Here is a 24,197-nt window from a genome sequence, read left to right on the forward strand (position 1 = left end):
GACCGCGCGATGGCGCTGCCGCGACGGCCGGCCGCGGGGTGGGGTCCACGATCGTGCGCGACGGGGAGCCTTCTTGCCGGAGACTGCGACGTGTGGGGAACGCGCGAGGCTGGTCGCTCGACGGTTCTCCACCTGGCGGGCTGGACCAGGCCTCCGCGACGGGTCTTGGTGCTCTCATAGCGGTGTCGACCTCCGTGGTTCGGCGTGCTTACGCGGGATGAGGGGCCGGACGCGGTCCTGGATCCCGAGCCCGATGAGGGTGATGGCCGCGAGGACGGGGACCAACCCGGTCAGCCACGGCCCGATGAACACGGCTGCGGTGAGCCCGGTGCGCAATGGAATCGTGCTGATCTCCGCGGCCGTGGTGTCGACGCCGACGCTGTCGGTCGTGCCGCCGCCGGGCGCGATGACTTCGCTGGTGCCCACGGTGGAGACGTTGACCACAGTCCGGCCGGTTTCGATGGCGCGCATTCTCGCGAAGGCGAGCTGTTGCAGGTTCTCGTCGGTCCCTCGGAAGTCGGCGTTGTTGGTCTGGAACACGTAGAGTTCCGCGCCGGCGCGGGCACCGTCCCAGATCACCTGGTCGTAGATGACGTCAAAGCAGATCGCCAGCCCGACGCCGACGTCGTTCACGGTGACGATCGGCGGGTTGCTGCCGGGGGTGTACTCCCGCTGGATCAGCCCGACGAGGTCCGGGGCGATGCGTTCATACAGCCAACGGTCGGGTACGTATTCGCCGAACGGAACCGGGTTCACCTTGTCGTGCCACTGGCGGGCATCGACATCGGCTGTCCACAGCAGCGACGTGTTGAACACGTCCGCACCGCGGGTGGTGGCCGCGTTCATCAGCAGTGGCGCCCCCGCCTCGGCCACGACACGGTCCAGCCGAGTCGCGACCGTGGGTGTCCGCAGGGGGTCAGCATCCACGCTGCCTTCCGGCCACACCAGCAGGTCCATCTGCTGTCCGAGCAGCGGTCGGGAGGCGGCTGCCTGCACGTCGAGCATTTCGCCGGGCGCCTTGGTGTCGAAGTAGCCGGCGGGGCCATTGCCCTGAACCCACCCGACCCGAAGCGTCCCAGCGTCAGTGGTGGGAAATTGCGGGGTTCCGACGAGGACGAGTGTAAGGATCGCGGCGGGGATGATCCCGCGCAAGAACCGAATGCCGCCCGCGCGAACCCATTGCAGAATGCCCGCGCACAGGGCCACGATCAGCAGACTCAGTCCCGTCACTCCGGTCCATGAGACGGCCTGAACCAGGGGGCCATCGACCTGTGTCATACCAATCCGCAGCCAGGGGAATCCACCGTAGGGCCACGACCCCATCACGACTTCACGCGTGGCCCAGAGCCCGCCGATCAGCAGCGGCACGGCGATCAGCTGCACAGCCCCACGCGATCGATACCGCTCCGTCCACCGGTAGGCGAGGGTGATCGGGATGGCCCCGGCACCGAACAGCACGGCCTGCAGGCTGGCGAGAGCCACCCAGGGCACCGGGCCAAGGAACTGCCCGACCCAGACCAGATGGGTGAAGAAGAACACGACGCCGAAAACCGTGCCGACGAGGAATGCGGTGAGGGCGCTGCGGCCGATCAGGCTAACCAGCGACATCGTGACTGCCACCAGCGCCAACGGCCACCACCCGATCGCCGGAGTGGCCAGATCCAGCACGAACCCGCCAGCGCCAGCCACCGCAATCGCTGCCCACAATGGCAGCCGTGCCGTGCGACCCAGAGGGGGCGCGGTGGTCGTTTCCGGCGGAAACGCGGTGGCGAGAGTGGTCGTGGCCATCAGCTGCTGTCCTTTTGACGAAGCGTGTCGAGGTAGGCGTTGTAGGCGTCGAGTTCGGGGTCGCCATGGGTGTCGGCGTAGCGGGCGGCAGCGGCATCCCGGGCGGTGTCATCGCGGAACCAGCGGTGCATGACGAAGATCAGCATCAGCAGGGTCGGCGCTTCTCCGTATGACCAGGCCAGGCCGCCGGCGAGACGCTGGTCCTCGATCGGATCGATGCCCAGCGCCAGCGTGGGCGCGGCGAACGCGTCGACGAGCAGAGTGGTCGCCACCATCAGGAACACCCCGAAGAACGCATGCAGGGCGGCCTCGGCGAACACGTCCAGCGCGCGACCGCCATGGCTGAGTCGCACCGGCAGTGGGTCGGCGGAGAGCACCGGGATGGTGAACAGGATCCCGGCCACCAGGAACCCGACCTCGAGGCCCACGTGTCCCCCGGGTGCTTGGAGGATGCGGTCGGCGGCATCGGCGAGGTACAGCCCGTAGAACGCGAACAGGTACAGCGGAAGCGCCACCCAGGGGCTCAGTGCCCACCGCGCGACGCGGCTGCGCAGTCCCGCGTGTGCTATGCGGAGCATGAGCCGGCCGAGCCCGTGGTGGGGTGTGGCTCGAAGCAGGAGTGTGCCCGGGGATCCGAGCACCAGCAGCGGGGGGATGGCCATCATGAGGGTCAGCTGCTGAAACATGAACACCGAGAACAGTGCGTACCCATATGCCTCCACACCCAGACCGGTGACCGCAGCCAGAGCAACGCAACCGAGCAAGAAGCTGACCGTGCGCCACACCGGCCACCGCCGCCGGCCGATCCACAGTCGGATCGCGCCGGCGAGGTAGGCGGCAGCAAGCACGGCGGCGACCAGCGGCAGCAGCGGGAACGGCAACGGCGCGGGGCTGAGCAAGCTGAGCAAAGTCGGCGGCGTGCCAGGGATCCAGTCGTTCACGATGTCATGTCTGGTCAGGCGATCAGAAGTCGAACAGCTCTCCCAGGAGCCCGTCGCGGCGACGACGCCCGTTCCGGCCCTGGTGCGAGTCGCCCCTGTCGTGGCGGATATCACGGGTACCGGGTTCCGGATATCGCGGGGCACGAGTGTCGGTGGCCCGGTCGAGGATCTTGTCCAGTTCGCCGCGGTCCAGCCAGACGCCGCGACACCCGGGGCAGTAGTCGATCTCGACGCCGGCGCGCTCGCTCACCAGCAGCAGAGTGTCATCAACGGGGCATTTCATCGGGTCTCTCCTTCGGGGTTCGCGCCGCGCGCGCGGTTCAGAGCGGCGGCGTGGTCGTTCGCGATATCACGGACGGCCGTGTGGAGCGTGGGGTCTTCGCCGCGGGCGAGGCCCGCGTATTCGAGGTGTACGCCCGCGGGGACGGTTCGGGCTTTGACCCAGATGCGTCGGCGGGGCACGAACAGAGCGGCGAACAGTCCCGCCATGGCGAGAATCGCAAAGGCGAGCACCCATCCGCTGGTGGGATCGTGCTGGATCTGCAGGGACGCGAACCGTTTCACCGGCTCCTGCTCGGACGCTGCCTCCCAGGTGATCGTGCCCCACCCGTTGGGCAGGTTGACGGTGGCGCCGGGGGTGAGCTCGAGGGAGTCCAGCCCCGTGTCGCCGCCGGTGTGCTGGGTGAGTCCGTCGACCTCGAGGGTGTACACCGACCGGGGTGTGCCGTCATCGATGCCGAGGTCTCCGCTGAACACGTTGAGAGTGAGCACCGGGTTGACCACGTCCGGGTAAACGGAAGTGAACGCTCCGGAGGGAAGCACACCCTGAGTGGGGTAGAAGAAGCCGACCAGCCCAAGCTGCTCGGGAAGCCCGTCCGGAATCTTGATGATCCCGAGCGATGTCATGTTCGAGTCCTGCGGCAGGAACGGCTGCGATTCGCTCCACACGACCTCTCCTGCGGCGTCACGGACGGTGAGGGTGGGGGCGTAGCCGTTGCCGAGCAGGTAGATGCGGTCACCGGCGACGGTGATCGGATAGTTCACGATCACGCTCTCGGTCCGGTCGTCCCGACCGGAGCTGCGGATCGTGACGTCGGCGGAGAAGTCACCCGCTTGCCCGGCACCGGGCATGCCGGGCAGCTGATAAGAGACCCGGAAGTCGTCGAGGGTGATCGAGTACGGGGCCAAGCGGGTGCCGTCGATGAAGCGGCCGGGGTTGAAGGAGGAATAGTCGCTGAGCGCGTTGACGAACGTCGTGCCCTCCACCACGACCCGCTGGCCGGTGTAGGCGAACCCGCCGCCGATCGCGACCGAGACGAGCACCCCGACCAGAGCGATGTGGAAGACCAGATTGCCGGTCTCCCGCAGATACCCCCTCTCGGCCGAGACCGAAGCCCACCCCGGCTCGTCGTAACGGTGGACTCGGTAACCGGCTCGACGCAGCTGGTGCTGCGCTAGCCGTACCGCATCCCCGGCCGGATCCGCAGTGGCTTCGTCGGTCGCGATCATCGTCTCCTGATAGTCGACCAGGCGGGACAGTCGTGCGGGAGTGCGCGGCGGCACGGACCGGAGCGCCTTGTAGTGGTGCTTGGCCCGGGGGATGACGCAGCCGATGAGGGATGCGAACAGCAGCAGGTAGATCGCGGAGAACCAGGGGGACGAGTACACATCGAACAGGCCGACCGCGTCGGCAAGGGGGAACACGTCAGGGTTGTCGCGCTGCCACTGGGTGACCCCGTTGGGGTCGGCGGTGCGCTGCGGGAACAGCGACCCGGGGACGGCGGCGATCGCGAGGAACAGCAGCAGCACCAGGGCGGTGCGCATGCTGGTCAGCTGCCTCCACGCCCACCGGGCCCAGCCGCCCACACCGAGGGCAGGACCGTTGATCTCGGACGGGGCGTCGGAGTCGCGGTGATCAGCGGGGCGCAGCGGGTCGACAACCGTGCCGGTCTCAGAGCGGGACGGGGACATTGATCACCACCTGCTGCAGAGCGGACATCAGCATGGTCCACAACCCGGTCACCATGAGAACCCCGAGCAACACCAGCAGGACGCCACCGATGATGTTCAGGGCGCGGATGTGGCGACGCAGAAGCGACACCGAGCGCGAAGCCCACCCCCAGCCCATAGCGAGCAGGAGGAACGGGAGACCCAGCCCGAGCGAGTAGGCAAGACCAAGCAGGCCGGCTCGGGTGGGATCGCCGAGGTTCCATGACATCGACAGGATCGCCGCGAGCGTCGGACCGATACAGGGGGTCCACCCCACTCCGAGCGCAAACCCGAGAAGCGGGGCGCCGATCAGGCCGGCGCGGCTCTGGATCCGAGGACGGAGGCTACGTTGGGCGATACCGAAGAACCCGATGAACACCAGGCCGAGGACGATCACAACCGCCCCCAGGAGTCGGGTGAGGATGTTGGCGTACTGCAGCAGCAGGAGCCCGAACGTGCCGCCCAGGATCGTCACGGTGACGAAGACCACCGTGAACCCGGCGATGAACAGGCCCACGCCGAGCAGCAGGCGGGTGCGCTCCGCCCTTACCGTCGACCCGGTCCCGGCGGCACCCGGGTTGCTGCCGGCGGCGCCGCCGAGGTAGCCGAGGTAGCCGGGCACCAGAGGCAGCACGCAAGGGGAGATGAACGAGACCAGGCCTGCGAGGGCCGCGATCGGGATCGCGATCCACAGAGCACCGTCGACGACCAGAGGCCCGGGGTTGATCACGGATTCTCCTCGGCGAGGGTGTCGGCGACCAGGGTGGCCAGGATGGAGGCGCTGGCCAGCTGGCCGATGACCCGGGCAGCGACTCTCCCGTCCCGGTCGAGCACCAGCGTGGTGGGGGTGGCCTGGATCGGGGTGACCTGCGCGAACGCTAGCTTGACCTTGCCGTCGTTGACGTCGATCACGCTCGGGTACGTGACGTTGTTGTCGCGAGCGAAAGACAGGGCGGTGGCGGGCTGGTCGTAGGTGTTGACGCCGAGGAATGCGACGCCTTGGTCCTGGTACCTCTGCCAGACCTCTTCGAGCAGCGGCGCCTCGACGATGCACGGACCGCACGCGGCATACCAGAAGTTCACCACCAGCACCCCGCCGCGGTAGTCGTCGCTGGTCACTCTCTCGCCGGTCTCGGTGAGCCCCTCGAAAGCGACCGGTTCACCGCGGTCGGACTCCAGGATCTGCACCACTTGGAAGTCGCCGGCGATGTAGCCCTTCTCGTTCCCGTCCCGATACTGCTGGGCGAGCGAATCGTTGCTCGCACAGCCAGTCACCACGCTGACCGCGAGCAGCGCGAAGACGGCGGCGAAGACGCGGCGGCGAGTCACGAGCGACGCACCTTGATCATCGCTCCGGCGACCAGGAAGATCACCGCGGCAGCCGGTTGCGCGAACGACCAGAGTGGCCCGGAGAACGGAAACGGGAATAGCGGGTTCCACAGCACCGCTATCGCGGCGAACGCCGGAAGCCACCACCACTGCCTGGCCTGTACGGCGAACCAGCCGACGATGACAGCGAGGATCGCGGTGACGAACAGCACCAGGAGGAACCAGTCTCCGCTCATCAGCGCCGGGGCCAGGAACAGGACGACGGCTGCGAGCAGCCCCGGGGCGAAAGCATTGCGCTGATAGACGGACGGCATGCGTTGCTTGGCCATCATGGTCTCCGCGCCTCCGCGACAGGCTCGGGCTCGTTCGTCGCCGCTTCGGCGCGGCGCCCGGTGGCTGCTCCCCGGTGTGCCCAGAGAACGCTGGCGAGGAGGATCACGCCAGCGCCGAGCGCGACGTCGGCGAGGTTGCCGATGAACCAGGTGCCGTAGGCGAGGAAATCGGTGACGTGCCCGACGCCGAACCCGGGTGGAGAGAACAGCCGGTCGATGAGGTTCCCGATCGCACCGCCGAGGATCAACCCGAGTCCCACAGCCCACCACACGGTGCGAGCTCGGACGACGGCGATCACCAGCAGCACCACGGCAGCCACCCCGACGAGCGTCAGCAGCCCGGTGAAGCCAGCGCCCAGGGAGAGGATCGCACCGGGGTTGAACGCGAGCTGCAGTCCGAGCAGATCACCCAGCAGGGGGATGCGCTGCTGGGTGCTCAGCCCCGACACCGCCGCCGCCTTGGTGGCCTGGTCGATCACCACGACCACCGCGGCGATCATGCAGGCGACCGCGAGTCGGGTGCCGCTGTTACGAGCCATCGGTCTTCTCCTCCGTCGAGGGCTGTGCCCGGGTCGCTTCTGTCGCGGCGCGGTCGCGGCGGCGGCGTTCCCAGGCCACCATGAGCACCACGATCAGTGCGCCGCCGATGATGACCACGCCGCTGATGACAGCAAGCACGGGAAAGAGCTCTCCCCCGCCGGAGGCCTGACCGCCGTAGCCGTCGTCCGTGGATTCGGCGGTGGAACGGATAGGAGATGGCTCAAGCGCCTGCTTCGTGGCGGTGAGCTCGGGAGTGGGGGCACTCTCGGGAACCGCGGCCGATTCGAGGGTGAGCGAGATCTCCTGCGGCGCCACGCCGATGGTCGCGTCAGCATCGGGGGTGGCCGAGACGATGCTGTCATGTGCGGCCGCGGATGATGCGGTCGAGAGCACCATGCCAGCTGCCAGCAGCAGGCTCACCCCCAGGGCGACGAATGCGGCAGGACGACATCTGAGCAGCATCGGGGTGGCCTCGGTGGGCGGGGAGGATGACATGGCGTGGCTTTCAGGGACGGTTGATGATGTGATGGGCGATTGTGGTGGCGTCTCGCCAGACCCCGGTGATGGTGTCCGCACCGCGGCCGCTGTACTGCGGCATACCGGCGACGAACAGTCCCGGGATCCCGGTCCGGGTACGGGCTCCCCGCTCGGCGTGCGCGGCATCCGGCAGCCAGTCATCACCCGGTGCGTAGCCGGTGGCGAAGATCACGGAGTCCGGTGAGAGCTCACTGCCATCAGCGAGCGTCACCACGCCGCCGTCTGCGGCAGTCGCCGCGGGAACGATGGAGACCCCGGCGCGGCGCAGCCGCTCGTAGCTGTCGCCGAACACCGGTTCGGGATGCCGCCTGCGGGTGAGCCACGAGACTGCCTGTCCGGCAGCTGACGGGTAGCTGCCGCTCGGCCGGTGCCCCCGCGGGGTGCGTATAGACAAGGTGATCGTGTGAGAAGTGGTCAGCTCACGTGCCAGCTGCACCCCGCTGTTGCCGCCTCCGACGACGAGCACATGTCCCGGCTCGATCTGGTTTGGGTACAGGTAGTCGCTGCTGTGCATCACGACGCCTGGAACGCTCAGGGTCGCAGCCCACTCCGGCACACGCGGATACGCTGCCGCGGCGGTCGCGCACACGACGTTGCGGGTCTGTACGTCCCCTGCGGTCGTGGACAGCAGCAGAGTGGTTCCGGTGCCGGGACGCTCTATTCCGGTGGCGCGGACCCCCCAGACCGTCTCGACACGAAGTCCCCCCTCGACGAAGGCCAGATAATCGACGATCTCGTCAGCGCGGGGACGCCGACGCTGATCGCCGGGGAGCCCTCGAGGCGGGATCACGCTATGCCGGGCGTCGCTGAGCAGCTCCATCGAATGCCATCGAGATGCCCAGCTGCGCTGCCCCTTGCGAGCCGCGTCGATCACGACGAAATCCTGCTGCGGGCGCAGGCCCTTGGCATTCAACGCTGCGGCAACTGCCAGTCCGGACTGCCCGGCTCCGACGATGATCACTCGTCGGTGCGACAGGCTCGTCTGCATCACCGACCACCGGAGAGGGCAGCCGCGATTGCGTCTTCGAGGTCGTTCAGCGTCTGCAGCTCGAGCTTCTCCCCGCCGACGAAGAACGTCGGCGTGCTGCCGACCCCCAGAGCGCGTCCCTCGTTGAAATCGAGCTCCACGCGTTCGGTGGTGGCGGGATCGGCAACGGCCGCATCATAGGCGGTCATGTCCAATCCGAGCTGTTCGGCGAAGCCGCGGAACAGCTCGGCACGAGACTCCTGCGCCTCACCCCACTCCGCCTGTGTCTCGAACAGTCGGTGATACATGTCCTCGAATCGGTCCTGCTGTGCGGCAGCCTCCGCGGCGATCGCCGCGTTCTTCGAGTTGAAATGACCGGGCAGCGGGAAGTATCGCACCACGTAGGTGATCTGGCCGGCGTACCTCTCCCGGATATCCTCGACGATCGGGTAGAACGCGCCGCACGCCTCACACTCGAAGTCCAGGAACTCCACCACCGTCACCGCATCCGGACCACCGTCATCCAGAACGTGCGAGCTCTCTCCCACCACGGAGGTGCCGGTGCTGCTTCCTTCGCCGGGAGGCGGGGTGGGGTTCTGATTGACCAGCGCATAGATGATCGCGACCAGCACCATCACGACGACCACAGCCAGAGTGACCAACGTCGCCTTCACAGGGGTTTTCATTCGAGTACTCCAAACCAAGACACGACACATGACAGAACCCGGGCGTGAGCCCGGGGCGAATCGCCGTCCCGGAAGGACGGCACGCCGAATGTCAGGTTCGGGAGATGCTCAACTGCGTCAGCGAAAGGATGCTCACCCGCGAAATCGTCGACGGGTGGGGAAAGAGCGAGAGTACCCGCGGCCAGATCCCACGATCAGGGAGGACGCGGCTGCGCCACAGCCGGTAAGTCAGCACCGCGAGCACCAGCCCGCACAGCATTCCCAGAACACACAGCGCTGCCCCCATCAGCGCGCTGGCCCCCGAGGATTCGCCAACCACCGTCTGCTGTTCTCTGCCGTCGCGTGCATCGGTGGCGCCGCCACTCAGCGGCTCGACGTGCGGGTCCACGAGTGCGGACATTCCCAGCGGCACCGGCGTGGTGCCATCGGTCTCGAGGTGTCCAGCAGCGGCGATGCCCAACATCAGCAGGAGCGCCAGGCCGAGAGCAGTAACGATCCTCGTTATCAGAAGACGCTCGCTCAGCACGGCTGCGCGCTGAGTTCGAGTCGTCGGGGTCATCACCAAAAGCCTACCGTGGGCACCCATTCTAGGCTATGAACAGGCTCAGACACCGACCAGCTGACGCTCCTTCACCGCCGCGAGCTCCTGCCCCCGGCCACGCCGTGCCGAAAGGTCCTGCTCGTGTCGGACGATTGGGCTGCCCGGCGCATCGTCGGCGCGACATGCCGGATCCGACTCGGGAGTGGTCGGCCTGGCAACTACTACTGTAGGAACCGCTGGAAGATGTCCATGTGGCCCGTGTCGGGGATGGATTTACAGCGACAGATGGCCGCCGATTCGCCTCCACTCTCCGGCTTGAGTTGTCCATGAGACGACCGCGTGCCTCACTGACGCGGTGAGGGCAGCAGGCTGAGTCCGCTGTCGTCGACGACGAGCACGTCGCCCTCGTCGGTGATCGTGATGGCTTGGGCAGTGCCGTGTACGGTGCCGACCTCCTGCCATGACCCAGCCCCCGTGACGGTCCAGATCGTGTCGTTGGCATCAACGCCGACCAACCGCTGGCGGTCCGGGGAGGCTGCTATGAGGAACAGGTTGGGTGCGTCGGTGAGAGCCGCGAAGCTCTCACCGCGGTCCGTGCTGACCTGCGGGCCGTCAGGAGTGACCGCGATGATCCGACCGACTGCATCCACCTCCAGACCGAAGGCGAGCAGGGTGCTACCGGTGGGCGACCACGAGACACCGCCGTCCGTGCTGATGAGCACGGCGCCGTCTCCGGCGTCTTGCCCATAAAGGGTGCCGTCCGGGCCGGCGGTGAGGGCGTGGAAGTCCTTCTCTCCGGTGAACGCGACCGGCTCCCAGGTCTCGCCGCCGTCTTGGCTGCGGATGATGCCGAGGTTCCCCTCCCCCAGCTCGGCGGGTGTGTTGCGGCCGGGGTGGCCGGAAGCGATCAGATCCCCATCCAGCGCGGTGAGCCCCATCGCGTCGAAGTCGTTACCGCCGACACGAGGACCGATCTCGCCGTCCGCGGTGGCAGTGAAGATGCCTTCGTGGGTGCCGAGGAGGAACCCGTCCCCGTCAGGTGCGGGAACGATGGCGTGCACGTGGGCAACAACCTGGGCGTGTTCGGCACCGGTGGAGGGCGGTGCAGCAGCTGCACAGCCGGTGAGAGTCAGAGCAGAAAGCGCGACAAGACTCGTTGTCGCGCGCAGGGGCATGCGCATACGCACCCTTTCGAGTCCAGGGTGAGGACGCCCTCGGGTGGGGCGTCCTCACCGGGTGCGGTCAGAGCTGCGCGAGCAGCTCCTGCATGGTGGCGATCTCCGCGGTCTGCGTGTCGATGATGGTCTGCGCCATCGCGATCGCGTCCGGATTCTGCCCGTTGTCGACTTCATCCTGCGCCATAGTGATGGCGCCTTCGTGGTGCATCGTCATCTGTTCGAGGAACAGCCGCGACGCCTCCGCTCCGGTAGCCGCTTCCAGCGCCGCCATGTCGTCGCCGCTCATCATGCCGCCGCCGTGGTCCATGCCTTCCATGGAGCCGGTGTCGCTATCGGCACCCCACTCTTCCAGCCATGATTGCAGCTGGTCGATCTCGGGCTGCTGGGCGGCTTTAATATCGGAGGCCAGGGCGAGGACACCCGGGTCGATGCCTTCCTTGTCCAGGACCATGTCCGACATCTCGACGGCCTGTTCGTGGTGCGGGATCATCATCTGCGCGAACATCACATCCGCGTCATTGAAGTCCGCCGTCGCGGCAGACGAGGAGGACGACGGGGCCGAGCTGCCGTGGTCCATGCCAGGCATGGACTCTGAGCCGGAGTCGCCGGCGCAGCCCGCGAGAGTGAGCGCAGCGGCGAGGGTGAGTGCGGCGGTTGCCGCGGTACGAATCTTCATCAGAGTTCTCCAATACAGGGGTACGTGAAGCAGCGCCGGTCAGGATGACGGGCGTGCGGGTGCAAGAGCCAGCACAAAGGTCCGGCCCCGGACGCATCACGTACGGCTGATGCAGAGAACGGTGAGTGAAGGAGGCCGCAGGGCCGGCCCGGTAAACAGCGCCGACGCGACCGAGGGTCTTGGTCGAGGGAGGATCGACAACCATCGCATGGCCGCGCCGGGCCGCACCAGCAACAGCACGGTCACCAGCAATGCCAGCACGCACGCCATCGCGAGCATGGTGGAGTGTCCGTTGCCGCAATCCGCGCACGGCTCATCAGTTGCGGTGGTGCCGGCGTGGTGATCGCCGGCACCTGTCGTGGCAGAAGCGGTGGCGGTGGTCTGATGACTGGTGTCGGTGGCGGTGTGGGTGTTGAGGGAATGCATGGCCAGCAGGCCCACGATGATCGCGCCGGTGACTGCGACGAGCAGCAGGAGGGTGCGAGCCATGGAGCGGCCGGTGTGGATCCGGTCCGTCAGTGCGATCAGCGACATGTCACCTCCCTCCCTTACACGCTACGTCAGACCGGTCAGCGACGGATGACCGCGTCGGGGCTGAGATCCAACCGGCGCAGCAGCTGAGCGTTGAGAGCGACGACGATCGTGGACAGCGACATGAGGATCGCGCCCACCGACATCGGCAGCACGAACCCGATCGGGGCGAGGATGCCGGCGGCCAGCGGCACCGAAATGAGGTTGTACCCGGCAGCCCACCACAAGTTCTGCTTCATCTTCCGGTAGCTCGCGCGGGACAGCTCGATCACCGACAGCACCGAGCGGGGGTCATCGCTCGCGAGGATGACGCCGGCCGACGCGATCGCCACGTCCGTGCCGGCACCGATGGCGATACCGACATCCGCCTGCGCGAGAGCGGGCGCGTCATTCACACCGTCGCCGACCATCGCGACCTTCCGGCCCTCATCCTGCAGCTGCTTCACCTTGGACGCCTTGTCCTCCGGCCGCACACCCGCGAAGAACCGGTCGATGCCAAGTTCAGCGGCCACGGACGCGGCGACGGCCTCGGCGTCGCCGGTGATCATCACGACCTGCACGTTTCGGGCGTGCAGTGCGTCGATCGCCTGCCGGGACTCGGGACGGATCTCATCGGCCAATCGGAGCGCGCCGGCGACCTTCCCATCAACGAGGACGTGCAGGATGATCGCACCCTCCTCCCGCCAGGCGTCCGCGATCGGCAGCTCCTGGCCACCGGTCTGCTCGAGCAGGTACGGTCCGCCCACCTGCACCACCTGGCCGTCGACGGTCGCGCGGACACCGACCGCGGGTGAGGACTCGAAGTCCGTCGACCTGGGCACGGACAGGTCCTTCTCCCGCGCGGCGGTGACGATGGCACGGGCCAGCGGATGCTCGGAATCAGACTCCGCAGCGGCCGCGAGAGCCATCAGCCGGTCCGCATCCATCCCGTCGACCGGTTCCACCGCGGTGACGGCGGGAGCGCCCTTGGTGAGAGTGCCGGTCTTGTCGAACAACACCGTGTTCACGGTGCGCATACTCTCCAACGCCAGACGGTCCTTGATCAACACCCCGCCCCGGGCAGCGCGCTCGGTGGCGATGGACACCACCAGCGGGATCGCCAGACCCAGGGCGTGCGGGCAGGCGATCACCAGAACCGTGATAGTGCGAATCACCGCGTCATCGGGGAGCCCGACTACCGTCCACACGACCGCGGTGATGGCCGCGGCGATCAGCGCGAACCAGAACAGCCACCCGGCGGCACGGTCGGCGAGACGCTGCGCTTTCGAGGACGAGTTCTGCGCCTCGGTAACCAGGCGTTGGATGCCGGCGAGGGCAGTGTCCTCCCCCACCGCGCTGATCTCGACACGGATTCCGGAGTCGGTGGCGACGGTGCCGGCCACGACCGCGTCCCCATCGCTGCGGCGGACCGGCTTGGATTCGCCGGTGATCATCGACTCGTCCATGCTCGCCGAACCCTGCACCACCCGACCGTCAGCCGGAACCCGCCCACCAGGGCGGACCACTACAACGTCACCGACCTGCAGATCCGCGGGCGCGACGGTGACAGTGGTGTCCCCGTCGACCTTCTCCGCCTCGTCGGGGAGGAGCGCGGCGAGGGAGTCCAGTGCCGAGGTGGTCTGCGCGAGCGACCGCATCTCGATCCAGTGCCCAAGGAGCATGATGACGATCAGCAGCGCCAGCTCCCACCAGAAGTCCAGCTCGTGATCCAGCAGCCCGAGACTCGCCCCCCATGACGCGACGAACGCGACGGTGATCGCCAGCCCGATCAGCAGCATCATGCCGGGCTTACGGGCACGCAGTTCGCTGACCGCGCCGGTCAGGAACGGGGCACCACCCCACACATACATGACGGTGCCGAGAACCGGGGAGATCCACCCCACCAACGCTGCGTCGGGGAGGGAATAGCCGAGCAGCATCGAGAACATGCCCGAGAACGCCACCACCGGGACGGCGAGGATCAGGTTGATCCAGAACAATCGACGGAACCGTGCGACATGGTCCGCGCCGTGCCCGGCATGCCCACCATGAGCACCGTGCTGCATCCCCGCGTGCGCGCCGCCGTGTCCCTCATCAGGGCTGTTCTGCGTGGTGTGGTGTGCGTGCGGGTTGTCGACGGTGTCGGATTCGGCGACGGTCTCGCGCAGCTCCTGCGCAGTGTCATCACCGCCGGCGCCGGTAGCCGTGGGGTGGTGGTGTGCGTGGTGATCGTGCTGGCTCATGATGAGCGTCCTTCCACTGTTCACATCCAGCAGATGCAGGTCAGACCCGGGCGGAAACGCGGGCCGGTTCAGGGGTAGCGGTCGTCGAGCTCGCCGGGATGGTGCGGAACCCGCGCAGGCGCAGACTGTTCGTGACGACGAACACCGAGGACAAGGCCATCGCGGCCGCGGCAACCAGCGGGTTCAGCAACCCGGCCATCGCGACCGGGATCGCGGCGACGTTGTACGCGAACGCCCAAAACAGGTTGCCCTTGATCGTCCCCAGGGTGCGGCGTGCCAACCGGATCGCGTCAGCGACGACCAGCAGGTCACCCGAGACCACGGTGATATCGCTCGCAGCGATCGCGGCATCCGTTCCCCCGCCCATCGCGAGACCGAGGTCAGCGGCAGCGAGAGCAGCGGCGTCGTTGACCCCGTCACCGACCATCGCCACCACACGCCCGTCGCCCTGTAGCTGGCGGACCACGTCGAGCTTCCCGGCCGGGGTTACCCCGGCGTGCACCTGGTCGATGCCGACCTGTCGAGCGATCTCCCGTGCAGCGCCATCGTTGTCGCCGGTGAGCAGCACCGGTGTCATACCCAACGCCCGGAACCGGGCGACCGCCTCCGCGCTGGTGGGTTTGACTGTGTCGGCGACCGCGATGATGCCCAGGTGGGTGCCGTCACGACCGATGGCGACGACGGTCGCTCCCGCGGTTTGCAGCTCGTCGGCGTCGTGCTGCAGCTGCGCGGTGGGGTGAATGCTCCACTGCTCCTGCAGCCAAGACGGACGGCCGGCGACGACGAGAGAGCCTGCGACGATGCCCTGCACCCCGAACCCGGCGTGAGAGTCGAACGTCTCCGCCGGCGGGACGGGGACGCTTCCGGCGACGATCGCGCGGGCAACAGGATGCTCCGACCCGAACTCCACCGCCGCGGCCGCGGCCAGCAGCTGCTCCCGGGTGACTCCGGGTGCGGGGTGGACGGCTGTGACGGCCATGGTTCCCGTGGTGACGGTGCCGGTCTTGTCCAGCACGATCGTGTCGACCGTGCGGGTTTGCTCCAGTACCTGCGGTCCCCGGATGAGGATTCCCATCTGAGAGCCGCGACCGGTGCCCACCAACAGAGCGGTCGGCGTGGCCAGCCCGAGCGCGCACGGGCACGCGATGATGAGCGTCGCGATCGCGGCGGTGAACGCCAGCTCCACAGACCCGCCGACCAGCAGCCAGCCCGCGAACGCGGCGATAGCCAGCATCATCACGATGGGCACGAAGATCCCGGACACCCGGTCCGCGAGACGCTGCACGCGGGCTTTGCCGGTCTGCGCCTCCTCCATCAGCCGCCGCATCCGCGACAGTTCGGTGTCCACGCCCACGCGGGTGATCTCCACCGTAAGCCGGCCGCCGACGTTGACCGTCGCACCCACCACACGGGAACCCGCACCGACCTCAACCGGGGCCGATTCGCCCGTGAGCATGCTCGCATCAATCGCCGAGGACCCGTCGACGACGAGTCCATCGGAGGGGATCTTCTCCCCCGGCCGCACCAGAACGGCATCCCCCACCATCAGCTGGCTGACCGGGACTCGCTGTTCCACACCATCGACGAGCTTGACGGCGTCTTTCGCTCCCAGCTCCAGCAAAGCGCGCAGCGCCTCAGAGGACGACTTGCGGGCGCGGGCCTCGGCGTACCGGCCCGCGAGGATGAACACCGTCACCAACGCGGCGACCTCGAGGTAGATCTCATGCCCGCCCGCCCGCGGGGTGCCGATGAGAGTAAACGTCATCGTCATCCCGGGCATACCGGCGCCACCAAAGAACAGGGCATACAGCGACCAGCCGAACGCGGCAATCACCCCGACGCTAATGAGCGTGTCCATCGTGGCGGCACCGTGACGGGCGTTAACCGCCGCAGCACGGTGAAACGGCCACGCGCCCCACACCGCCACCGGGGCGGTGAGGGTGAGCGCCAGCCACTGCCAGAACTCGAACTGCAGCGCGGGAATCATCGACAGCACCGCGACCGGCACCGACAAAGCGGCGCTGATCAGCAGACGCTGCCGCAGCGAAACCAGATCGCGGTCCACCGGCGCACCGGGTTCCCCCGCAGCCTCGACGACCGTCGGCGCAGGAAGCGCCGCTTGGTAGCCGGCGGATTCGACCGCCGCGATCAATGTGGCCGAATCGACGTCCTCACCGCGCACGCGAGCCTTCTCGGTGGCGTAGTTGACGGTCGCTTCCACACCCGGCAGCTTGTTGAGCTTCCGCTCGATCCGCGTCGCACACGACGCGCAGGTCATCCCGGCGATGTCGAGCTCGACATCGACCATGCTCATGACGGGCTGCCGGCCACGGCGTAGCCAGCCTCCTCCACCGCCGCCTCCACGGCAGCAGCAGGGATCGCCGTCGAGCTGCGGATCGTCACCCGCGACGCGCCGCCCGCGTTCAGGTCCACCGACACACCCTCGACCCCGTCGATCGCGGACAACTCCTCGGTGACGCTCGACACGCAGTGCGAGCAGGTCATCCCCGTCACCAGCACGTCAGCCGTCACGGCCGCCGTGGCCGCATCCGCGGTCTCGGGGGTTGATGCGGTCGCGCAGCAGGCGCAACCAGCGCCGGTGTCCTTCAAGCCCAGGTCGTTGCGGTTCTCGGTGTTCATCATCGTCTCCTCGTCGTGAGTGGGCAGGTGGGTCAGGAACGGACCAGACGGGCGATCGCCTCGTTGGCTTCGCGGATCTTCTCGTCCGCAACGGCACCACCCTCGGCGCTGGCTTCGGCAACACAGTGCGAAAGATGGTCACCCAACAAAGACAGCGCGACGGACTCAAGGGCCTTCGTGGCCGCCGAGACCTGCGTGAGGATGTCGATGCAGTACTTGTCCTCCTCGACCATCCGCGCGATCCCACGAACCTGACCCTCCACGCGACGCAGCCGCTTCAGAAGGTCATCCTTGCTCGCCGTGTAACCATTCATGGCAAGTACCATACCCCCCTACCGTATGTAGAGCAAGCGATTCGATTCACGGACTCACCCAGAAACCTTCAGTCACTTGGGGGACGGAGATCGCCGGGCAAATGCGGTGAAGCGACAGCAGGCAGCACCGCACGGATTGGTCAGTGGCCCTTGGTGCTGCTTGCCGCCATCAATCTCCGCGGAGGACGAGGATGCGCGACTGACCAAAGTTTGCTCATCGCCGAAATGTCCGAATGGACACACCGTGGACACTTCATCTGCGAAATGGACAAGTTCAAGAAAGACCTACACCTATTGTAGGAACCGCTCAGAGATGTCCATTACAGTCGCGCCATTGCGCAGGCTGACTCGGCAAGATGTCCACGGCGGCGGAGCCTCAGCGCCCAACGACTTGTCCATCCAGCGCCTCGGTCGCGCGGCGTGGATCAAGTGCGGGCCGGCACACGCGGCTGCTACGGGGCGAACAGCGGTGTACTGCCGATGCTCTCGCCCTCGCGGTACGCAGTCGACTGGATCGTGATGCCATCGATTAGCGTGAGCACGATCGTCCGGTGTCGCCCCCTGCCCGCCATCCGTGCGGCCGTCGCAGGCAGCGCCGGCGAAACCGTTGCCCACTGTTCCTCGAAGGGCTCGCATTGCGTGTCGATGCGCTTCCCGGGGTACGTGTGTCGAGCAAACTCGACCCAGTCGTAGAAAGCCATCATCAGCCCCTGCACTTCGTCCCGGACAGCCCTGGTCAACTCGTCGCGCCGCTTGGCTCGCTCATTGATGAGTGTGATCGTTTGCGCTACCAAGACACCCAACAGCGCAATTACGGCGACCACGATGGCGAGCGTCGCGGAATCGATCCAAGGGTCGGCGGACGTCTTCGTGGCTTGGACGATCTGCATCACGGGAACGACCTCGTAACGCTCACCATCGTTGCCTGCCTCGCGTTCTCAATTCGCTCCGCTGTCCTGAGGGTCTCCTCGGCTACATAATCGATCTGCCTCGAGAACCGCAGTTCTTCATTGAGGGGATCATCCGCCAGCGGGGCAAAGTTGTGCAGCACGTCGTACGAGTGGCCACAGCTGAACCAAAGGAATCGATTCTTGAGGGGCGTCGCCTTAACTGCTCGCACATGAACTGTTAGTGGATCGGTGCGCCCGCTCAGAGCCGTGGCGAGAAAGTCGGCAATCCTTGCCTCTTGATGGATTCTCTCGTCGCTATCCCAGTGCCACTGCAACTTCCCAAGCACTGACAATGTCGCGTTCGGAGGCATCGCCATCCCCAATGTCGTCACAAGCCACTCCGTGTGGGGGATAGTTGCACTCCCGTTCACGATGTCCTCAAGCAGGTGGGGGTCAACTGCCTTAACCGCGTGGGATCGCCGTGCAAGCGGTTCGAGAAAGCGGCTCGCAACGGCGCGCCTGCGGGACTGGCCGGCAGGGAAGATGCCTACCGTCTCCGAGGCCTGAAGCAGAGCAGCCCGATGAAGGGTGCCCGCCAAGACCACCTCCGTGGCACCAACGACACGGGACCCCACCGCGTAATCGACGCCCTTCGCGGCCGCAGCCGTGCCCCCTGCTACCAGGAGACGGATCCTGTTCGCGGCATCGCTTAGACCGAGCTCGTTCAAGAGGCTTGCTACCGATAGAGCGTCGGGATCCTGGTCTAGCCGGTTCAGGTCATACAACGCGCCCAGCAACTTGACCCAGAGTGTCTTGGGAAGGTCGCTCAGCCCTTTGATCGCGTCGTAGAAGTCATCGAGGTCGCTGTCTGAGATCGTGAGAACGCCACGATCCGATATCCAGTCCACGAGCGTATTGTGCACGGCCTCGTCCGAGTCTCGGGGGTGGTCGCGGAGGGCATCGGGGTCGACGCTCATCGGGATCAGCGCCTCTGCTGATGGACTCACTTCGTGATCCCGAGGATGTCCGCGAGACCATCGTCGAAGAATCCCGTCGGCCAAGGATCGAGCAATTCGCCACGATCTCCAAGCCGCAGGCGGCGAACCGATGCACCAGCTTCATCCACGTTGTCCACGTACAGGACTGCGACTTCTTCAGGACGCAACTTCCCGTTGCGAATCAGCCTTCGAACACGGAGAAGGATGTTCTCCGAGTGGGTCTCGACGATCACCTGGTTGCGCCCGCGAACTACAGCCGTGGCGAACAAGTTCCCGAGCCTCGCTTGAAGGCGAGGGTGGAGGTGCAACTCGGGCTCCTCGACACAGATGACCTGCCTCTCGGCATGGACGGCTACGTCAACGACCGGCAGTAGCTGGCTCACTCCGTAGCCAACCTGATCCAATGCCACTGGCGCGCCAGAGCGGACGTCCTTCATGATCCACGTCTGCTGGATCGGGCTCCGAAGTCGTGCAAGTGCGTCCTGTTCGAAGACATACGGCACCTCGAGCTGAGCGAGCATCTGGTTCAAGAGGTCGAACTCACTGAATCCGGCGCGCCGAGGCTTGCCGAAGAACTCAAACCAGTCCGAGTTGTAGACACCTCGCTCCGGGTCGTAGCTCTTGCCCGGCTCGCCACGGTGAGGCCCGCAGTAGCGAAGCAGGAACGCCATCTCGAATAGATCAGACTGCAGCTTCCGGTCCTCGTGTGCGAACAGCTCGGCATCCACAAGTCGTGACTCTTCTACCCAGTCGGACCCTCCGCGGCTCTCGCCGACGCGATAGCGCGTGAGAAGGCCGTTGCCGAAATCAGATGGGTGGAAAGGGTCGCGGTCATCCGCGAAGTCCTCCGGGATGAATCGCTTGCGGGAGGCCTGACCTTCCCCGACCACCGCCAGGGCGGTGGAGTGCATATCGATCGACCCGACGGGGTTGAGGTCGTAGCTGAGTTCCGCTGCAGCGAGACGCCCGTCCCGGGTCCGGAATTCAACACCCAGGACGAGCGGCGACTGCCACTGGAACCCACTCGGATCCTCGGGATCGGGCTCGGTGTAGGTAATCAGGTTGCGCGCGCTTGCCTCCTCGAAGGCCTTGTCCCACGCACGAAGAGCATCAGTCCGTCCTGCGTCGACGGTCTGCATCAGAAGCTTGAGTGCCTTGAGGACGGTCGATTTCCCAGCGGAGTTCGGCCCGTAGATGAGGGTGAGCGGCGCCAGCTCAACGTCGTGAGCCCCTGAGAACGACCGGAGGTTCTCGATGTGGAGCCGCTCGACCAATGCCGTCGGTCGCGCGCGATGCTGCGGAGCGCGCGGAGCCGGTGCGGAATCGTGTGGAGCGGGATTGACGGAGACCGGGACATCGTCGACTGACATCGCGAGGATCTCCGCCTCTTCACGCTCGCGACGCTCTCGCTCTTGAGCGACTGCTTCCTTCGCCCGCCGACGCTGGGCGTCCCGACGTGCACGCATGGCTCGTCCGTCAATCCCTACCCAGTCCGATCCGTAAGCCTTGCGCGCCACGTCAACTGGGTCGCCGGCCGAGTCGCGTTCGACTACTTCATCTTGGTTCTCCACCCTGCGCCCTTTCGTTCCCGCGGTCTGATGCTATTGAGTCGGCCACTGCTTGCGAAGCAGAGTGCGAACGTGTCCCGCTCGCTGACGCCGAGCCGTCGAGCGAGCGGGACACGCGGGGCCACTAGTGCGTCTGGCGCATCCAGTACGAGCCGTCCCCGTTGCTGACCTTCTCCCAGCCGCCGAAAGCGTGCTGGGGTCCGGAGTGCTGGTGCAGACGGGCGTCGCTCACCTCCCCACGAGACCAGCAGTTCTGGTCGCGGTTGTACTTCCCCATGAGTTCACCTCCCTTCGAGTTGAGTTATCGCCCGTTGATTCCTTGAGCCGCGCGGTTGGTGTCGAAGACAGGTCGGCGCGAAGCAAAGTCGATCAGGATATGGGCTGCACGCACGCACCGTCAACACCCAGTCGCAGGCTGATGCCTCGCCGCTTCTTGACCTGACCGGCCGGCGGGCATATTCTGATCGACTTTGCGTTCTCGGTCGCGCGTGCTGGGCGGTCCGAACTCGAAGTCACGCGGCCGACTGCCGACCCAGCGTGGTCCTTGCCGGCACCCACGACTTTTGGGAGGAGGTGAAACCATGGCACTCATCGACGCAACCCCGCGAAGCGCCTTCGCGACCGCTTTCGCCAGCGCCGCCCAGCATGCCCTCGACGTGTGGCGCGAGCCAGGCTTCCAGACCGCGCTTCGACGCGAAGCGAAGCACTTCCTCAAGAGCGTCGCCTCAGAGGCCGGTGCCGCGTCGCAGCGCGTCCGTAGCTAGCGAACGTGGGGACTGGTATGAAGTACCAACTCGGGCCCAACCGTGTCGTCGCCGGTCGATTCTCGCCGTACACGGCGAGAGCCTGCACGCGTGCACGTGCAGGCTCTCGTGTCACAGTCAGACGCGCTGGCTGATCGTGCCGCTCGGGTTGCGGTTGGCGGTCGATTCGGTCACGAACCGGCCCGTCGACGCGGAGCGGTGCACCGTTGTTGAGTTGCTCGTGCCGGACCCGACACGTTCGGTGGTGGTCTTTCCGGGCCAGCGGGCCGCGGCGGCCTTGGAGACGAAACGACCTGTGGATGCGGAGCGACGAACGGTTCCCATGGGAACTCCTTCACTGATTGAGCCGGGTGCTCTGAGACGGAGCGCCGCTAGTCTGCGGCTGCCAACTCCGGTACAGTCAGTGCTCTGGATGAGACCTGACGCTCTCAGGGCTTGTGAGCCGTCCCGTTACCGCGGGGCGGCTCTATTCAGTTGTGATCCCGACATCTCGGTATATGTCCGCCGCCGGTTACTTCCCCTCGCGCCCGCTCGACTTCTTCGTCGTCGCGTTGGCCGTCATCGATCTCGAAACCAGCGACTGCGCCTTGCTGGCCGGCACGCTGCGTCGCGCCGCCTTCGCGCTCTGGGTGCCAAAGGACGAGCGCTCGATCTTGCCCCGAAACTCATTGCTCATGCGGACTCCCGGTTCTCTCGTACTTGCTGGCGTGCTCGCGCGATCGCCGACTCCACCGCTTTCGCGGTCATGCCCAGCTTCTCGCCAATCGCGGCGTGCGTGAACCCATGCGTCACGCTCAGGTAGAACGCTGAGCGGACACGCTCATCCTTGATGCTCCCGAACGCGCGTCGTAACTCGTCCTTCGCCTGCGCCGCTTCGCTTGCATCAGGACCTACCGGCGTCGACGGGCTCTCCTCGAAGTCGTCAGCCCAGGCCGCCGTATGCGGAGCCTGCGGCTCCGCATACGAACGCAGCTCTTCTCGACGCCAACGTTTGTAGACGTTGCTGAACTGCAGCAGGCACTGGCCCACAAAGAATGTGCGCAGGGACGCACCTTTGGCGGGGTCCCACTTGCCAGGGACGAGCACCTTGTCCCGGAACGCGCTGAGCGCCAGGACAACCGTCTCATCGGCCAAGCTCTCGGCGTCTTCGATCATCGACCCGATGCGAGGCTCGGCTTCCAGTGCTCCGAAGCCTTTGCGCTTCACCTCGCTGCGGATCTGACTCTTGTAGATCCAGCCACGGATGACGGCCCAGCCGTACTTAGCGATCTCGTTCGCGAAGAGATCGTAGTTTCGGCCGCGATATCCCTCGGCGCGAAGGGCGGCCGCAAGATCGCGGTCTCCGGCGAGCCGGTCGACTCTTTCCTCGGCTCGATCACGATCCGCGTCGGCCAACCAGGCTTGATCCGCTGCCCATTCCCTGAGAGCGGGAACGCCATCGGAGGATGAACCATCGGGCTCGTCGCTACCGGTCATGGCGTTTCCTCGCGATCCTGATCAACTCATAGTCACCACGATCCCTCATATGTCCGACATCGGGGAGTTCCCCTCGCCGCTCGCTAGAAAAGTTGAGCGCGTGATCGGATCACGAATCGTTGGCAGACGATCGCGCAGTTCTTCACCCCTCGATTCCTGGCAATGGCGATCCACTCGTCACCCTAGAACTAGAGGCCATACCGATTAGGCCATACCGACACGCGATCACAGGAACGCTGGACCGGTGGCGAAGCGCACCGGATCCGAGGACGCTGCGTGGAGCGACTATGCCGGCCAGCTGGCCGCGAACCTCCGGCGACTACGCGCCGAAGCGGGTCTCAGCCAGGAGGACGTCGCCTACCGTTCGGGGCTGACGCGCTACACGTACCAGAAGTACGAGAAGGGCGAGTCGAAGCCGGGCACGCCGGCGAACCCGACGATCCGCACTCTGCTCGCGATGTCGCAGGCCCTCGACGTCGAGCTCACTGAGATCCTTCCGCCGCACGCGCCGGATCTTCGACTTCGCTGAGGCCGAAGGCGCGCGACAACTCGTTGTGTGCCTCCACGCCGAGCTCGGTGAGGGTGAGGGGCTGACCTCGAAACGCACGCTGGATCAGCGGGCCGCCGGCGTCCACCCCGATGCGCCTCATCTGGTTCGCAAGGATGCTCAGCGTCACTCCGAGCTCGGTCGCGGCTGCCGTCATCGTGTCGTGGCGGGCGACGATGAGGAATCGTTCGGCGCGCTGTGTGGCGTCCTGTCCGACGAGGATCCGGCGCAGTAGCGGCGAGTCGCCGGCGCGTGGGTCAACCCGGATCGCGGTCGCTCGGCTCGCGCTGCCGCGGGCTCGGCGCGGGATCCCAGCGGCCTCGAGGTGGCGGTTGATCGTGGTCATCGTCACGCCCACCTCCGCGGCTATCTCAGGGATGGTGCGGCGCTCGTCGATGTAGCGGCGCCGCAGCCACTCCACATCGATGTCAGCCCTCCGTCGACCGATGCGAATCTCGACTCCGACCTCCTCGAGCACGCGGCTGACGGTCTGACGGGCGACCCCGTGTTCGAAGGCGATCTCTCTCACCGACTGCCCCGCGGAGTACGCCGCGACCGCGCGGGTCGGCTTCACCACGGCGCGTGCCGGGCGAGCTTGCGGCCATTCGTTCCCACCTGACATGGGGGCATCCGCGACCACACCGGCGAGCTCGAGGTGCGGCATCCATGCCACGGGCTCGTCGACGCGAAAGGCCTTCAGGAACGCGGCCGCGGTATCCATGAGCGCACGGGACACGACCTCG

At 66.5% G+C, this 24,197-nt stretch carries 29 protein-coding genes; 2 read left to right on the forward strand and 27 right to left on the reverse strand.

Features of this window, described 5'->3' with window-relative positions; translation table 11 throughout:
- Positions 1 to 174 precede the first annotated feature (174 nt).
- The 23 genes from lnt to AADH62_RS03025 form a co-directional block, all read right to left on the reverse strand.
- Positions 175 to 1,788, reverse strand: a complete 1,614-nt coding sequence (gene lnt / locus AADH62_RS02915) for an apolipoprotein N-acyltransferase (protein ID WP_228179425.1) — start codon at positions 1,786 to 1,788, stop codon at positions 175 to 177.
- Positions 1,788 to 2,732 (reverse strand): cytochrome c oxidase assembly protein, encoded by a 945-nt coding sequence (locus AADH62_RS02920; protein ID WP_374198037.1) that lies wholly within the window; start codon positions 2,730 to 2,732, stop codon positions 1,788 to 1,790. Before AADH62_RS02920 ends, lnt begins: the two co-directional genes overlap by 1 nt.
- Before the next feature lie 19 nt (positions 2,733 to 2,751).
- Positions 2,752 to 3,012: a zf-TFIIB domain-containing protein gene (locus AADH62_RS02925; protein ID WP_228179427.1), complete on the reverse strand. Its 261-nt coding sequence runs from the start codon at positions 3,010 to 3,012 to the stop codon at positions 2,752 to 2,754.
- Positions 3,009 to 4,700 (reverse strand): cytochrome c biogenesis protein ResB, encoded by a 1,692-nt coding sequence (resB, locus tag AADH62_RS02930; RefSeq protein WP_341578210.1) that lies wholly within the window; start codon positions 4,698 to 4,700, stop codon positions 3,009 to 3,011. The genes AADH62_RS02925 and resB overlap by 4 nt, the downstream gene beginning before the upstream one ends.
- Complete coding sequence (locus tag AADH62_RS02935) at positions 4,681 to 5,445, reverse strand: cytochrome c biogenesis CcdA family protein (protein ID WP_228179442.1); 765 nt, start codon at positions 5,443 to 5,445, stop codon at positions 4,681 to 4,683. The genes resB and AADH62_RS02935 overlap by 20 nt, the downstream gene beginning before the upstream one ends.
- Positions 5,445 to 6,047, reverse strand: coding sequence for a TlpA family protein disulfide reductase (locus AADH62_RS02940; protein ID WP_228179428.1), 603 nt, complete (start codon positions 6,045 to 6,047; stop codon positions 5,445 to 5,447). The genes AADH62_RS02935 and AADH62_RS02940 overlap by 1 nt, the downstream gene beginning before the upstream one ends.
- The gene (locus AADH62_RS02945; RefSeq protein ID WP_228179429.1) at positions 6,044 to 6,379 is read right to left on the reverse strand and encodes a DUF6804 family protein; all 336 of its coding nucleotides are present in this window, start codon (positions 6,377 to 6,379) and stop codon (positions 6,044 to 6,046) included. The genes AADH62_RS02940 and AADH62_RS02945 overlap by 4 nt, the downstream gene beginning before the upstream one ends.
- Positions 6,376 to 6,918 carry a signal peptidase II gene (locus tag AADH62_RS02950; RefSeq protein WP_228179430.1) on the reverse strand — a complete coding sequence of 181 codons (543 nt, stop codon included), beginning with the start codon at positions 6,916 to 6,918 and terminating at the stop codon, positions 6,376 to 6,378. The genes AADH62_RS02945 and AADH62_RS02950 overlap by 4 nt, the downstream gene beginning before the upstream one ends.
- Positions 6,908 to 7,414 (reverse strand): hypothetical protein, encoded by a 507-nt coding sequence (locus AADH62_RS02955; protein WP_228179431.1) that lies wholly within the window; start codon positions 7,412 to 7,414, stop codon positions 6,908 to 6,910. Before AADH62_RS02955 ends, AADH62_RS02950 begins: the two co-directional genes overlap by 11 nt.
- 10 nt (positions 7,415 to 7,424) lie before the next feature.
- On the reverse strand, positions 7,425 to 8,444 hold the full coding sequence (locus tag AADH62_RS02960) for an NAD(P)-binding domain-containing protein (protein ID WP_228179432.1): 1,020 nt from the start codon (positions 8,442 to 8,444) through the stop codon (positions 7,425 to 7,427).
- Entirely contained in the window at positions 8,444 to 9,109 is a 666-nt protein-coding gene (locus AADH62_RS02965) for a DsbA family protein (RefSeq protein WP_228179433.1), read from the reverse strand. Before AADH62_RS02965 ends, AADH62_RS02960 begins: the two co-directional genes overlap by 1 nt.
- 91 nt (positions 9,110 to 9,200) lie before the next feature.
- Positions 9,201 to 9,668 (reverse strand): hypothetical protein, encoded by a 468-nt coding sequence (locus AADH62_RS02970; RefSeq protein WP_228179434.1) that lies wholly within the window; start codon positions 9,666 to 9,668, stop codon positions 9,201 to 9,203.
- 326 nt (positions 9,669 to 9,994) lie between these two features.
- Entirely contained in the window at positions 9,995 to 10,831 is an 837-nt protein-coding gene (locus AADH62_RS02975; RefSeq protein WP_341578211.1) for a F510_1955 family glycosylhydrolase, read from the reverse strand.
- Between the two features lie 61 nt (positions 10,832 to 10,892).
- Entirely contained in the window at positions 10,893 to 11,504 is a 612-nt protein-coding gene (locus AADH62_RS02980; RefSeq protein WP_341578212.1) for a DUF305 domain-containing protein, read from the reverse strand.
- Positions 11,505 to 11,600: 96 nt separating this feature from the next.
- Positions 11,601 to 12,038 carry a DUF6153 family protein gene (locus AADH62_RS02985; protein WP_341578213.1) on the reverse strand — a complete coding sequence of 146 codons (438 nt, stop codon included), beginning with the start codon at positions 12,036 to 12,038 and terminating at the stop codon, positions 11,601 to 11,603.
- A 35-nt stretch (positions 12,039 to 12,073) separates the two neighbouring features.
- Complete coding sequence (locus AADH62_RS02990; protein ID WP_374198036.1) at positions 12,074 to 14,257, reverse strand: heavy metal translocating P-type ATPase; 2,184 nt, start codon at positions 14,255 to 14,257, stop codon at positions 12,074 to 12,076.
- Between the two features lie 40 nt (positions 14,258 to 14,297).
- On the reverse strand, positions 14,298 to 16,571 hold the full coding sequence (locus AADH62_RS02995) for a heavy metal translocating P-type ATPase (RefSeq protein WP_228179438.1): 2,274 nt from the start codon (positions 16,569 to 16,571) through the stop codon (positions 14,298 to 14,300).
- A complete protein-coding gene (locus AADH62_RS03000) occupies positions 16,568 to 16,897 on the reverse strand; it encodes a heavy-metal-associated domain-containing protein (RefSeq protein ID WP_228179439.1) in 330 nt (109 codons plus the stop codon). The genes AADH62_RS02995 and AADH62_RS03000 overlap by 4 nt, the downstream gene beginning before the upstream one ends.
- Positions 16,898 to 16,929: 32 nt before the next feature.
- The gene (locus AADH62_RS03005) at positions 16,930 to 17,211 is read right to left on the reverse strand and encodes a metal-sensitive transcriptional regulator (RefSeq protein WP_228179440.1); all 282 of its coding nucleotides are present in this window, start codon (positions 17,209 to 17,211) and stop codon (positions 16,930 to 16,932) included.
- Between the two features lie 452 nt (positions 17,212 to 17,663).
- The gene (locus tag AADH62_RS03010; RefSeq protein WP_341578214.1) at positions 17,664 to 18,104 is read right to left on the reverse strand and encodes a hypothetical protein; all 441 of its coding nucleotides are present in this window, start codon (positions 18,102 to 18,104) and stop codon (positions 17,664 to 17,666) included.
- A complete protein-coding gene (locus AADH62_RS03015) occupies positions 18,101 to 19,078 on the reverse strand; it encodes a hypothetical protein (RefSeq protein WP_315551878.1) in 978 nt (325 codons plus the stop codon). The genes AADH62_RS03010 and AADH62_RS03015 overlap by 4 nt, the downstream gene beginning before the upstream one ends.
- Positions 19,079 to 19,104: 26 nt before the next feature.
- On the reverse strand, positions 19,105 to 20,565 hold the full coding sequence (locus AADH62_RS03020) for an AAA family ATPase (protein WP_341578215.1): 1,461 nt from the start codon (positions 20,563 to 20,565) through the stop codon (positions 19,105 to 19,107).
- Between the two features lie 226 nt (positions 20,566 to 20,791).
- On the reverse strand, positions 20,792 to 20,944 hold the full coding sequence (locus AADH62_RS03025) for a hypothetical protein (protein WP_300591231.1): 153 nt from the start codon (positions 20,942 to 20,944) through the stop codon (positions 20,792 to 20,794).
- 304 nt (positions 20,945 to 21,248) lie between these two features.
- On the opposite strand from AADH62_RS03025, the gene AADH62_RS03030 reads away from it, so the two are divergent.
- A complete protein-coding gene (locus AADH62_RS03030; RefSeq protein WP_300591230.1) occupies positions 21,249 to 21,431 on the forward strand; it encodes a hypothetical protein in 183 nt (60 codons plus the stop codon).
- Positions 21,432 to 21,548: 117 nt separating this feature from the next.
- Here AADH62_RS03030 and AADH62_RS03035 read toward each other — a convergent pair whose 3' ends face one another.
- The 3 genes from AADH62_RS03035 to AADH62_RS03045 form a co-directional block, all read right to left on the reverse strand.
- Positions 21,549 to 21,755 carry an ABC transporter ATP-binding protein gene (locus AADH62_RS03035; RefSeq protein ID WP_300591229.1) on the reverse strand — a complete coding sequence of 69 codons (207 nt, stop codon included), beginning with the start codon at positions 21,753 to 21,755 and terminating at the stop codon, positions 21,549 to 21,551.
- A gap of 187 nt (positions 21,756 to 21,942) precedes the next feature.
- Positions 21,943 to 22,107, reverse strand: a complete 165-nt coding sequence (locus AADH62_RS03040) for a hypothetical protein (RefSeq protein WP_315551882.1) — start codon at positions 22,105 to 22,107, stop codon at positions 21,943 to 21,945.
- Complete coding sequence (locus tag AADH62_RS03045) at positions 22,104 to 22,907, reverse strand: RNA polymerase sigma factor (RefSeq protein WP_300594447.1); 804 nt, start codon at positions 22,905 to 22,907, stop codon at positions 22,104 to 22,106. Before AADH62_RS03045 ends, AADH62_RS03040 begins: the two co-directional genes overlap by 4 nt.
- Positions 22,908 to 23,151: 244 nt before the next feature.
- Here AADH62_RS03045 and AADH62_RS03050 point away from each other — a divergent pair, with 244 nt between their 5' ends.
- Positions 23,152 to 23,436, forward strand: a complete 285-nt coding sequence (locus AADH62_RS03050) for a helix-turn-helix transcriptional regulator (RefSeq protein WP_315551889.1) — start codon at positions 23,152 to 23,154, stop codon at positions 23,434 to 23,436.
- On the opposite strand, the gene AADH62_RS03055 is transcribed toward AADH62_RS03050, so the two are convergent.
- Positions 23,390 to 24,175 (reverse strand): LysR family transcriptional regulator, encoded by a 786-nt coding sequence (locus AADH62_RS03055; RefSeq protein WP_341578216.1) that lies wholly within the window; start codon positions 24,173 to 24,175, stop codon positions 23,390 to 23,392. The genes AADH62_RS03050 and AADH62_RS03055 overlap by 47 nt on opposite strands.
- Between the last annotated feature and the right edge of the window lie 22 nt (positions 24,176 to 24,197).

Origin of the sequence: Microbacterium schleiferi (genome assembly GCF_038150145.1) — a bacterium.
Lineage (GTDB): Bacteria > Actinomycetota > Actinomycetes > Actinomycetales > Microbacteriaceae > Microbacterium > Microbacterium schleiferi_B.